The sequence below is a fragment of the Micromonospora sp. NPDC048842 genome, assembly GCF_040649935.1.
Taxonomy (GTDB): domain Bacteria; phylum Actinomycetota; class Actinomycetes; order Mycobacteriales; family Micromonosporaceae; genus Micromonospora; species Micromonospora hortensis.
Genome location: NZ_JBEZGK010000027.1, coordinates 64,041 through 74,831, shown reverse-complemented (window position 1 = coordinate 74,831; position 10,791 = coordinate 64,041). Strand labels below are relative to the sequence as shown.

Below are 10,791 nucleotides of genomic sequence, written 5' to 3'. Positions count from 1 at the left end.
TACGCGTCTCGCCGGCGCGGTCGAGGATCATCTGACCCGCAACGGTCTCCACCGACGCGATGATCGGGTCCTCCGGGTCGGCGAACTCGAGGATGTACAGGGAACCCCGGGTGCCCCGGTGGTAGCCGGCGGAGAGCGGGATCACCTGGACGCTGATGTTCGGCAGCTCGGCCATCTTGACCAGGTGCCGTAGTTGCCCGTTCATCACCGACTGGTCACCGACCGGCCGTAGCAGCGCGCCCTCGTCGATGATCGCGTCGAGGATGGGCGGTTGGTCGGCGGTGAGCCGCTGTTGTCGGTCGAGCCGGATCTTGACCCGCTGCTCCACCAGGTCGTCGCCAAGGGTGTGCGGCCCGCCGCGCATCACGCCACGGATGTAGTCGGCGGTCTGCAACAGGCCGGGCACCACCGAGGGCTCGAAGTTGGCGATGGCTGTCGCCTCGGCCTCCAGCGCGATGAAGTCGATGGTGCGCGGATCCAGCAGGTAGGAGTACGACACCCACCAGCCGGGCTTGCGGGCGTCCTTGGCGAGCTGCACCGCCGCGGCCACCTCCTCGGCACTCACCCCGTACGACGTGAGTAGGGCGCGCACGGTGGCCGGGCTGATCAGGGTCTGGGCGTTCTCGTAGCGGGAGAGGGTGCTGCGGGTGCTGTTGATCTCATCCGCCGCGGTCTCCAGCGTCAGCCCGGCGGCTTCCCGGTGGTGGCGCAGGGCGATGCCGAGCCGGCGGGCGCGGGCGGTCTTCGGAGCCATGCATCGATGGTCGCATACATTTGCGGGAACGTCTGCATGAGAGAACGTCGATGGGAGTTGCATTCACGCCTATACACGTGTCAATCTGTTATCGCGTCCTCACCGCCGGTTGTCGTGGCGACGGTGGTGGTGAGCGACCGGAGGGGATGGGGCGCGCGGCGATCGGGTTTCTCCCCCGTACCCGATCGTCGCGTGCCGCCCCTCCACCCCGGCCTGCCGGAAGGAGACGACGTGCGAACCCGCCCGGAGCCCCCCGCCGTACCCTCGGGCGGAGTGCGATGACCCGCTTCCTCGTGGTGCTCACCGATGTGCGCCCCGTCGAGGGCGTCAACCGCAACGAGCGGGTCGCGCCGGAGCGGCGCCGGCAGGTCGTCGGCGCCAGCAGCCGGGAGGCCGCCGACCGCATCGCCGGAGCTTTCATGGCGCTGGGCATGGTGCGAGCCGGCCGGCAGCGGGTGAAGGTGATCGCCGTCGGCCGCCGGCACTCCCGGGACTGAACAGCCCCAGGTCAGCGGTCCGTGGCACCGCTACCGTCCGATTACACACCGTATATCCTTTCCTGACTGTTTGCCGTGTCGTGCCGTGGCTCGCCGGGTATCGCCTCGCCCCGCGGCCACGCACAGTAAGGTCAACCGGGTGAGCGCCACCGGCGAGCACGACCAGCCGCAGTCGCGTACGAAGAGGTGACCGGAGTGACCACCCCAGGCAAGACCCGCGTGGCGATCGTCTTCGGCGGCCGCAGCCCGGAGCACGGCATCTCCTGCGTCAGCGCCGGCAGCGTGTTCGGCGCACTCGACCCGGACGAGTTCGAGGTGGTCCCGGTGGGCATCACCCGGGCCGGCCAGTGGGTGCTGACCAACGGAGACCCCGCCCAGCTCGCGATCAACGCCCGTCAGCTGCCGGAGATCACCGCCGACTCGGGTGACGACATCGTGCTGCGCGCCGACCCCACCGGCAACGGACTGATGGTGCTCGACCCGACCGAGGGCCCCCGGGCGCTGGCCGACGTGGACGTGGTCTTCCCGGTGCTGCACGGCACCTACGGTGAGGACGGCACCATCCAGGGAATGCTGGAGATGGCCGGCATTCCCTACGTCGGGGCGAACGTGTTCGCCTCCGCGGCCGCCATGGACAAGGAGTTCACCAAGAAGCTCTGTGCCGTCGAGGGCATCCCGGTCGGCACGTACGCAGTGCTGCGCAACGGCATGACGCTCGGCGAGCAGGACAAGGAGCGGCTCGGCCTGCCGGTCTTCGTCAAGCCGTCCCGGGCCGGGTCGTCATTCGGCGTCAGCAAGGTCACCGACTGGGCCGAGCTGGACGCGGCGGTCGCCGCCGCCCGGCAGTTCGACCCGAAGGTCATCATCGAGGCCGCGATCGTCGGCCGCGAGATCGAGTGCGGTGTGCTGGAGGGCGAGGCCGGCGGCACGCCCGAGGCGTCGGTGCTGGCCGAGGTGCGGGTCGTCGCGGACCACGACTTCTACGACTTCGAGGCGAAGTACCTCGACGACTCCTGCGAGTACGACATCCCGGCCAACCTGCCGGAGAAGGTGACCCGCCAGGTGCAGGAGTACGCGGTCCGAGCGTTCACCGCGCTGGACTGCGCCGGTCTGGCCCGGGCCGACTTCTTCGTCACTCCCGAGCTGGACGTCTACCTCAACGAGATCAACACGATGCCCGGCTTCACCCCGACGTCGATGTTCCCGCGGATGTGGGCGGCCTCCGGCCTGGAGTACCCGAAGCTGGTCAACCGGCTGATCCGTACCGCCCAGCGGCGCGGCGTCGGCCTGCACTGAGCCGTCCGAACCCCGCCCGCGCCGGTCAGCCGACGCGGGCGGAGTCGGTTCGGGTTCAGCGCTGGCAACCGGACGGGATCGCGCCGCCGGAGGGCACGCTCGCCACGATCGTGCTGGAGATCGTCGGCAACCACTGCAACGGCTGCTCGTACGAGCGCGGCACGCGCACGGTGATCAGCGTCTCCCGGTCGACAGTGGAGAGGACCGCCGCGTCGGCCTGCTCGGCCAGGTGCCAGCAGACCCGGTTGACGGTCCAGACCTCGTCGGTGCTGGGGAAGGCCGGCTCGGTGCCGCCGCAGGCCACTGTCAGCGCGGGGTCGCCGTAGGCGGCGTTCTGCTCCGGGCCGGCGGTGACCGGTCGCTGGGCCAGGTCGCGGATGCTCGCCGGGAGCTGGGAGAGCAGGGCCCGGCAGACAGTGGCCGGGCGGGCGGCCAGCGCCGGGGCGGCCATCTCCACCGGGGTGGTGGACTGCACCCGAGCGGTGGTCGCGGAGGGGGTCGGCGCGGCGGCCGGCGTGTCCGGGCTGAGCTTGCTGAAGGCCAGCACTGCCACCAGCAGCGTGATCGGCAGCGCGATCAACGTGGCCAGCAGGGCCGCGCCACGCATGGTCCGATCGCGGCCGGCCGGCGCGGCGGCGGCCGGATCGGCCGACTCGCGGTTACCGTCAGCCGGCTCGGACGTCCCGTCGGCCGCGTCGCGCGCCCTGTCGTCGTCCAGAGCCGAGGAGGAGGTCGTCATCTCGTCCACTTACAGCCGCACCACCGAACACGTGAGGGTGCGAGTGATGCCGGGCACCATCTGCACCTTGCTGACGATGAGTTTGCCGAGCTCGTCGACGGTGTTCGCCTCGGTGAGGACGACCACGTCGTACGGCCCGGTGACGGCGTCGACGCGCACCACGCCGGGGATGTCCGCGATGAGACCCGCCACGTCACGTGCGCGGCCGACCTCGGTCTGGATGAGGATGTACGCCTGTACCACGACTCGACCTCCGTCCGTCGCCGCCCGGGAGCGGCCCGAAGGGTGAAAGTACCTTACGGACCAGGTCCGATCCCTATCGGTGGTCAAGGAGCAGCGGTGAGCGAGCACGGCGGAGCCGGGCAGCACGGGCGGAACGCCCGCGGTGGCGTCGGCGTGTCCGGGATCGGGGAGTTCGGGCTGATCGGGAGGATCACCGCCCGGCTGTCGTACGGGCCGACGACACTGCTCGGTCCGGGCGACGACGCGGCGGTGGTGGCCGCGCCGGACGGTCGGGTGGCGGCCTCCACCGACGTGCTGGTCGACGGGCGGCACTTCCGGCGGGACTGGTCCTCGGCCCGCGACGTCGGGCACCGGGCGGCAGCGGCCAACCTGGCGGACATCGCGGCGATGGGTGCCACGCCGACGGCCCTGCTGGTCGCGCTCTGCATGCCGGTGGACCTGGACACCGCCTGGGCGGAGGAGTTGGCCGATGGGCTCTCCGCGGAGGCGGCGACGGTAGGTGCGAGCGTCGTCGGCGGGGACATGTCGGCCAGTCCCACCCTGACCGTCGCCGTCACCGCGCTGGGCGACCTGGCGGGCCGTCCGCCGGTGCTGCGCTCGGGCGCCCGACCGGGGGACGTGCTCGCTCTGGCCGGGCGCACCGGGTTCGCGGCAGCCGGGCTGACCGTGCTGACCCGGGGCTTCCGTACCCCTCGGCTGCTGGTCGAGGCGTACCGCCGGCCGCAGGTGCCCTACCAGGCCGGCCCGCAGGCTGCCCAACTCGGCGCCACCTCCATGATCGACGTGTCGGACGGGCTCCTCGCCGACCTCGGGCACGTCTCGGCGGCCAGCGGGGTGGCGATCGACGTGCGCCGCGACGGGTTCGAGGTGCCCCGGCAGATGGCCGACGCGGCGCAGGCACTCGGCGTCGACCCGTACACCTGGATCCTCGCTGGTGGCGACGATCACGCGCTGGCCGCGACCTTCCCCCCGGCGGTGGTGCTGCCGCCGGACTGGCGGCCGATCGGTCTGGTCACCGACGGTGCCGGCGTGACCGTCGACGGCGCCGCCTACGACGGTCCGGCCGGGTGGGACCACTTCCGGTGAGGCCCGCCCGCGGTCGTACCCTGGACACCGTGAGTGAGATCGAGATCCGGGCGGTGCGGTTCGACGCGCCGGTGGCGCAGCACCTGATCCACGCCGCACTGGCCGACCTCGGTGCCCGTTACGGCGGCACCGGCGACGACACCCCGGTGGACGCGGCCGAGTTCGAGCCGCCCAATGGCGCGTTCCTGGTGGCCTACCTGGCCGGCGAGCCGGTCGGCTGTGGTGGCTGGCGCAGCCACGGCGCGGACAGCGCGGAGCTGAAGCGGATGTACACGGCCCCGGCGGCACGGGGGCGGGGGGTGGCCCGTGCGGTGCTGGCGGCCGTCGAGCGCTCCGCGCGCGAGCACTGGCGCAAGCGAGTGGTCCTGGAATGCGGTGACAAGCAGCCCGAGGCGATCGCCATGTACGGCTCCGCCGGGTACGAGCGGATCCCGAACTTCGGCTTCTACAAGGACGCGGAGGGCTGCGTCTCCTTCGGCCGCACCCTCTGACCTGCGTACCGGCCCCGGCGGCCGGTGTGCGGCGTCTGCCCCGGGAACACGACAGAGCCGGCGGACCCCGAGGGTCCGCCGGCTGAGCCGAACGAAAAGGTTGGGTGCTACCGCGTCAGGCGCGGGTGACCTTGCCGGCCTTGATGCACGAGGTGCAGACCTTCAACTTCTTGGTGTTGCCGCCACCGGCCGGGGTACGCACCGACTGGATGTTCGGGTTCCAGCGGCGGTTGGTCCGCCGGTGCGAGTGGGACACGTTGTGGCCGAAGCCCGGTCCCTTGCCACAGACGTCGCACACGCTAGCCACGGGATACTCCTGGGATTGATACGTTCATGAGGTCGCCGGCAGGTGCTGCCCGGGCAACCTGGTCAGGTTACCCGATGACTCGCCGACCCGGCCAACCGGCCCGGTCCGGCGCTCGCCCGTGCCCCGGCTTCCGCCTGGTCGTGGACCTGCCCGCCCAGCGGTGGGCCGGCCCGGCGGCAAGGGTACCGGAGGCGTTCGTCCCCGCCGCGGCCAGCGCCGCCCCGGGCCGGCGAGGACACGCCGGACGAGTCCGACGGGTGTCGGTGCGCGCCAGTAGGCTTCTGCCCGTGCTGGACACCCTCGACGCCGCCGCGGTCCGCCGCTGGTGCGCGAGCGGGCTGGCCGCACTGAAGCGCCACCAGGGCGAGATCGACCAGCTCAACGTCTATCCGGTGCCCGACGGCGACACCGGCACCAACCTGGTGCTCACCCTCACCTCGGCGCAGCAGGCCCTCGCCATGGATCTGGACACGCTCCCCGACAGCGGGCCGACAGCGCACGGGCACGCGCTGCGGCTGATGGCCCAGGGCGCGCTGCTCGGCGCGCGGGGCAATTCCGGGGTCATCCTCTCGCAGATCCTGCGTGGTTTCGCCGACCAGGTCGCCGGGGTGCCGGCGGTGCGTGGCAGGGAGTTGGCCGCCGCGTTGCGCTCCGGCACCGCCGCCGCGTACACGGCGGTCTCCCGGCCGGTCGAGGGCACGGTGCTCACAGTGGTCGCGGCGGCCGCCGCCGCGGCCGAGGGCGCGGACAGCGACGACCTGCCGACGGTGGCCGGCGCCGCGGCCCGGGCGGCGGCCGAGGCGCTCGCCCGCACGCCGGAACAGCTACCGGCGCTGGCCCGCGCCGGCGTGGTCGACGCCGGTGGCCGAGGGCTCTGCGTGCTGCTCGACGCCCTGGTCGAGGTGCTGACGGGGGAGCGCACGGCCCGGGCCGCGCCGACGCCGCGCTCCGTCGCCCGTCCGGCGGCCACCGTCGCCCGCGAGACCGGTTCCGACGAATACGCGTACGAGGTGCAGTTCCTGCTCGACGCGCCGGCCGAGGCGGTCGCCGATTTGCGGCGGGCGCTCGACGCCCTGGGAGATTCGCTTCTCGTCGTCGGCGACGGGCGTGAGCCGGAAGGCACCTGGAACGTGCACGTGCACGTCAACGACGTGGGCGCGGCGGTCGAGGCCGGTGTTGCCGCCGGCCGCCCCTACCGCATCTCGGTCACCCGGTTCGCCGACCAGTCGGAGTCGCCCTCCGGCCCGGTGGTGGCCGGCCGGGCCGCTGTGGTGGTGGCCACCGGCGGCGGCATCGCCGACCTGTTCACCGCGGAGGGCGCCACAGTCGTGCCGGGCAACCCCTCCACCGGTGAGTTGCTGGACGCCGTGCGCAGCACCGGCGCGGCCCGGGTGGTGGTGCTGCCCAACGATGCCAACACCGAGGCGGTGGCGAGCGCGGCCGCCCGCGAGGCCCATCGGTACGGCATCAAGGTGAGCGTGGTGCCGACCCGCTCACCGGTGCAGGCCCTCGCAGCCCTCGCGGTCCGCGACGGTGACCGCCGTTTCGAGGACGACGTCATCGCGATGGCCGAGGCGGCCGGCGCCTGCCGCTACGCCGAGGTCTGCCATGCCAGCCGGGAGGCGCTGACAGTGGCCGGCCCGTGCCGTCCCGGTGACGTGCTGGCGCTGGTGGAGGGGGAGGTGCACCTGATCGGCACCGACCTCACCGACACCTGCGCCGCGGTGGTCGACCGGATGCTCGGCGGTGGTGGCGAGATGGTCACCCTGCTGGCCGGGGTGGACGCCCCGGCCGGGCTCACCGACGCCGTCCGCGCGCACGTCGCACGGCGCTGGCCGTTCGTCGAGGTGCACGCGTACCCGGGCGGCCAGCCGTTTTATCCGCTCCTGGTAGGGATCGAATGAGCGAACCAGCCACTGTGGACACTCCGCTGAAGAAGCTGGTCGGGGACAAGACAGCCAAGGCGCTGGCCTCGCACCTCGACCTGCACACCGCGGGTGACCTGGTCTACCACTTTCCGCGTCGCTACGACGAGCGTGGTGAGCACACCGACATCCGCTCACTGGACGTCGGTGAGCAGGTCACCGTGTTGGCCCAGGTGCAGCGCACAGCGGTGCGCCCGATGCGTCAGCGGCGGGGCAATCTGCTGGAGGTGACAGTCGGCGACGGCTCCGGCGGGGTGCTGACGTTGACCTTCTTCGGCAACCAGGCGTGGCGCGAGCGCGAGCTGCGCCCGGGCCGGTGGGGTCTGTTCGCCGGCAAGGTCACCGAGTTCCGGGGCAAACGGCAGCTCAACGGCCCGGAGTACGTCCTGCTCGGCGAGGGTGGCGACGGCGAGGCGGCGGTCAGCGACGACATCGAGGAGTTCGCGGGGGCGCTGATCCCGGTCTACCCGGCAGCCGCAGCCGTGCCGACCTGGGTGATCGCGCGATGCGTGCGCGTCGTACTCGACACGTTCACCCCGCCGGACGATCCACTGCCGAGCGCCGTGCGGGCCAGCCGCAAGCTGGTCGGGCTGGGCGCCGCGCTGACCGAGATCCACCGGCCGTCCAGCAAGGAGGCGCTGCACCATGCGCGGCGGCGCCTCAAGTGGGACGAGGCCTTCGCCGTCCAGGTGACCCTGGTGCAGCGCAAGCACCGGGCGGCCGACTGGCCGGCCCGGCCCCGCCCGGCGCACCCTGGTGGGCTGTTGGAAGCCTTCGACGCCCGACTCCCGTACGAGCTGACGGCCGGTCAGCGGGAGGTCGGTGTGGAGATCGCGGCGGACCTGGCCACCCCGCACCCCATGCACCGTCTGTTGCAGGGCGAGGTGGGCTCGGGCAAGACGGTGGTGGCGCTACGGGCGATGCTCCAGGTGGTCGACGCGGGCGGGCAGGCCGCGCTGCTGGCGCCCACCGAGGTGCTGGCCGCCCAGCACCACCGGGGCATGCTCGACCTGCTCGGGCCGCTCGGGCGGGCCGGTGAGCTGGGCTCCGCCGAGCACGCCACCAGGGTCGAGCTGGTCACCGGGTCGCTGGGCGCGGCGGCCCGCCGCCGGGCGCTCGGCGAGGTGGCCAGCGGCGCCGCCGGCATCGTGCTCGGCACCCACGCCCTGCTGTACGAGGGGGTCGACTTCGCCGACCTCGGCCTGGTGGTGGTCGACGAGCAGCACCGCTTCGGCGTGGAGCAGCGCGACGCCCTGCGGGCCAAGGCCGACCAACCGCCGCACGTGCTGGTGATGACGGCCACCCCGATCCCGCGCACCGTGGCGATGACCGTCTACGGCGACCTGGAGGTCTCCACGCTCTCCCAGCTGCCCCGGGGGCGATCGCCGATCACCTCGCACGTGGTGCCGGCCGCCGAGAAGCCGGCCTACCTGGACCGGGCCTGGCGTCGGCTGCGCGAGGAGGTGACCGCCGGCCACCAGGCGTACGTGGTGTGCCCGCGAATCGGTGACGGGCCGACCAGCGACGAGGAACCGCCACCCGAGGACGACAACGGCCGGCGGCCACCGCTGGCGGTGACCGAGGTGGCTCCGCTGCTGGCCGAGGGCCCGCTGCACGGCCTGCGGATCGGTGTGCTGCACGGTCGCCTGCCGGCCGACGAGAAGGACGCGGTGATGCGGTCCTTCGCGGCTGGCGACCTGGACGTGCTGGTGGCGACGACAGTGATCGAGGTTGGCGTGGACGTACCGAACGCCACAGTGATGATCGTGCTGGACGCCGACCGGTTCGGCGTCTCCCAGCTGCACCAGTTGCGCGGCCGGGTCGGCCGGGGTGCCGCCGCCGGGCTCTGCCTGCTGGTCAGCGAGGCGGCCGAGGGTTCTTCGGCGCGGGAACGGTTGGACGCGGTGGCGTCCACTAGCGACGGGTTCAAGCTCGCCGAACTCGACCTGGAGCAACGCCGCGAGGGCGACGTGCTGGGTGCCACCCAGTCCGGGCACCGCTCGCACCTGCGGTTGCTGTCCCTGCGACGCGACGCCGACCTGATCCGCGACGCCCGCGCCGAGGCGATCACCCTGATCGAGGACGACCCGGAGCTGGCCCGCAGCCCGGCACTGGCCGCCTCGGTGGCCGCACTGGTGGACGAGGATCGCGCGGAGTACCTGGAAAAGGGCTGACCGCGCAGGCCATCACATGGTTGAGGGCGCGCCGACCGGGTGGTCGACACGCCCTCAACTGTCAGAGCGGGTTGGTTCAGGCGGTGAAGCGAACCCGACGACGACGGGCCACCACGAACAGGGCGGCACCGGCGGCCAGCAGCACCACGGCGCCGGCGATGATGCCGCCGGTGGCAGCACCGGTCAGCGGCAGAGCCGGCTCGTCCTTGCCGCCACCCTGACCCGGGGCGCACTCGGCCGGCTGCTCCCAGGCGATCGGCGCGGTGTCGTCGAGGCCCTCGGCGGCCGGCGTGACGACCAGACCCTCGAACGCGTCGAAGGAGACGGAACCGGTCTCGCCGGGCTTGACGACCAGCGTCTTCACCTCGCCCTTGTTCGGGGTCAGGGTGAGCGTGACGGTCTCACCGTCGGCGGGGTTCTCGATAGTGAAGGTGAGCTTGTCGCAGGTCGACTCGACCGCGCCCACCGGCTCCGCCGGAGCCGGGGTGGCAGTCGGGGTCGGGCTCTGGGTCGGAGGCTGGCTCGGCGACGGAGAGGCGACAGTGGGGGTCGGGGTGGGGGTAGCCGACGGGGTGGCGGTCGGCGTCGGGCTGCTCGGCGAGGGCGTCGCCTCTGCCGCGCAGGTGCCCTTCGGCTCGGCGGCCACGGTCCGCTCCTCGGTCACGATCCGGTCGGAGCGCACCCACCGCGCCTCGACGGTCAGCTCGATCGTCGGTCGCTTCTGGTCGAAGCTGTGGGCCTGGGTGCCGGTGAGGAAACCCTCGCCCTTAGCCGGGAGAGTGGCGTCCTGTGCCAGGCCGCCGGTGAAGGCCGCCGGGACGGTCGACTCGAGCTTGGTGATCTTCGCGTCGATGTTCTCGCTGTTGCCGACCGTCCAGGTCACCTTGACCTGGCCGTCGGAGGTCAGGCAGTAGGTGCCGGAGGGCTCGGGGTGGTGGGCACTCGCGGGGCTCGCGAGGACGCCGACGCCGGCGATGCCGATCAACGCGCCCGCGGCGATGGCCGCGACGCGCCGGAACGGAGACTTGGGAGGGTTCACGCCTGCTCCTGGTGAGGGGGGTACGGATCGCGTGGCGGGAGGCCGGGAGACATCGTGACCGGGGAGTCACCTGCTCACCGGGGCGTCGCGCGACGCGGTGGTGTTCCCGCAGCGAAAGCGGGGACAGGGGGAGACTGTACTGATGGGTGGTTAATGAGGGGAGTTCAGATCATTGCCATCTGGCAATGTAGTCGATTCGTGATCTTTGATAAACCGAAGGTGTCGGTCCGGTCACTGGGG

General features: G+C 72.4%; 11 protein-coding genes. 6 read left to right on the top strand and 5 right to left on the bottom strand.

Features of this window, described 5'->3' with window-relative positions:
* Positions 1–754, bottom strand: a 754-nt coding sequence (locus AB0C19_RS28255; RefSeq protein ID WP_357190167.1) for a helix-turn-helix transcriptional regulator, incomplete at its 3' end; no start/stop codon positions are given.
* A gap of 278 nt (positions 755–1,032) precedes the next feature.
* On the opposite strand from AB0C19_RS28255, the gene AB0C19_RS28250 reads away from it, so the two are divergent.
* Together AB0C19_RS28250 and AB0C19_RS28245 are read left to right on the top strand one after the other, a co-directional pair.
* Positions 1,033–1,251 (top strand): hypothetical protein, encoded by a 219-nt coding sequence (locus tag AB0C19_RS28250; RefSeq protein ID WP_030335309.1) that lies wholly within the window; start codon positions 1,033–1,035, stop codon positions 1,249–1,251.
* Between the two features lie 195 nt (positions 1,252–1,446).
* The gene (locus tag AB0C19_RS28245) at positions 1,447–2,547 is read left to right on the top strand and encodes a D-alanine--D-alanine ligase family protein (RefSeq protein ID WP_357190165.1); all 1,101 of its coding nucleotides are present in this window, start codon (positions 1,447–1,449) and stop codon (positions 2,545–2,547) included.
* Between the two features lie 55 nt (positions 2,548–2,602).
* Here AB0C19_RS28245 and AB0C19_RS28240 read toward each other — a convergent pair whose 3' ends face one another.
* Positions 2,603–3,286, bottom strand: coding sequence for a DUF3515 family protein (locus tag AB0C19_RS28240; protein WP_357190163.1), 684 nt, complete (start codon positions 3,284–3,286; stop codon positions 2,603–2,605).
* Between the two features lie 9 nt (positions 3,287–3,295).
* Positions 3,296–3,529, bottom strand: coding sequence for an Lrp/AsnC ligand binding domain-containing protein (locus tag AB0C19_RS28235; protein ID WP_030487446.1), 234 nt, complete (start codon positions 3,527–3,529; stop codon positions 3,296–3,298).
* Positions 3,530–3,625: 96 nt separating this feature from the next.
* Here AB0C19_RS28235 and AB0C19_RS28230 point away from each other — a divergent pair, with 96 nt between their 5' ends.
* The gene (locus AB0C19_RS28230; protein WP_357190160.1) at positions 3,626–4,615 is read left to right on the top strand and encodes a thiamine-phosphate kinase; all 990 of its coding nucleotides are present in this window, start codon (positions 3,626–3,628) and stop codon (positions 4,613–4,615) included.
* A gap of 29 nt (positions 4,616–4,644) precedes the next feature.
* Positions 4,645–5,106: a GNAT family N-acetyltransferase gene (locus tag AB0C19_RS28225; protein ID WP_357190158.1), complete on the top strand. Its 462-nt coding sequence runs from the start codon at positions 4,645–4,647 to the stop codon at positions 5,104–5,106.
* A gap of 115 nt (positions 5,107–5,221) precedes the next feature.
* Here the strand turns inward: AB0C19_RS28225 and rpmB are convergent, their stop codons facing one another.
* The gene (gene rpmB / locus AB0C19_RS28220) at positions 5,222–5,413 is read right to left on the bottom strand and encodes a 50S ribosomal protein L28 (RefSeq protein ID WP_011905179.1); all 192 of its coding nucleotides are present in this window, start codon (positions 5,411–5,413) and stop codon (positions 5,222–5,224) included.
* Positions 5,414–5,700: 287 nt separating this feature from the next.
* On the opposite strand from rpmB, the gene AB0C19_RS28215 reads away from it, so the two are divergent.
* Both AB0C19_RS28215 and recG read left to right on the top strand, forming a co-directional pair.
* Positions 5,701–7,317, top strand: coding sequence for a DAK2 domain-containing protein (locus AB0C19_RS28215; RefSeq protein WP_357190194.1), 1,617 nt, complete (start codon positions 5,701–5,703; stop codon positions 7,315–7,317).
* Positions 7,314–9,512, top strand: a complete 2,199-nt coding sequence (gene recG / locus AB0C19_RS28210) for an ATP-dependent DNA helicase RecG (protein WP_357190156.1) — start codon at positions 7,314–7,316, stop codon at positions 9,510–9,512. Before AB0C19_RS28215 ends, recG begins: the two co-directional genes overlap by 4 nt.
* Positions 9,513–9,588: 76 nt before the next feature.
* On the opposite strand, the gene AB0C19_RS28205 is transcribed toward recG, so the two are convergent.
* Positions 9,589–10,551, bottom strand: a complete 963-nt coding sequence (locus AB0C19_RS28205) for an LPXTG cell wall anchor domain-containing protein (protein ID WP_357190154.1) — start codon at positions 10,549–10,551, stop codon at positions 9,589–9,591.
* Positions 10,552–10,791: the final 240 nt, after the last annotated feature.

Bases quoted from the DNA above. Each gene is read 5' to 3' on its own strand.
- AB0C19_RS28250 (WP_030335309.1), top strand. From the start codon at position 1,033: ATGACCCGCTTCCTCGTGGTGCTCACCGATGTGCGCCCCGTCGAGGGC.
- AB0C19_RS28240 (WP_357190163.1), bottom strand. From the start codon at position 3,286: ATGACGACCTCCTCCTCGGCTCTGGACGACGACAGGGCGCGCGACGCG.
- recG (WP_357190156.1), top strand. From the start codon at position 7,314: ATGAGCGAACCAGCCACTGTGGACACTCCGCTGAAGAAGCTGGTCGGG.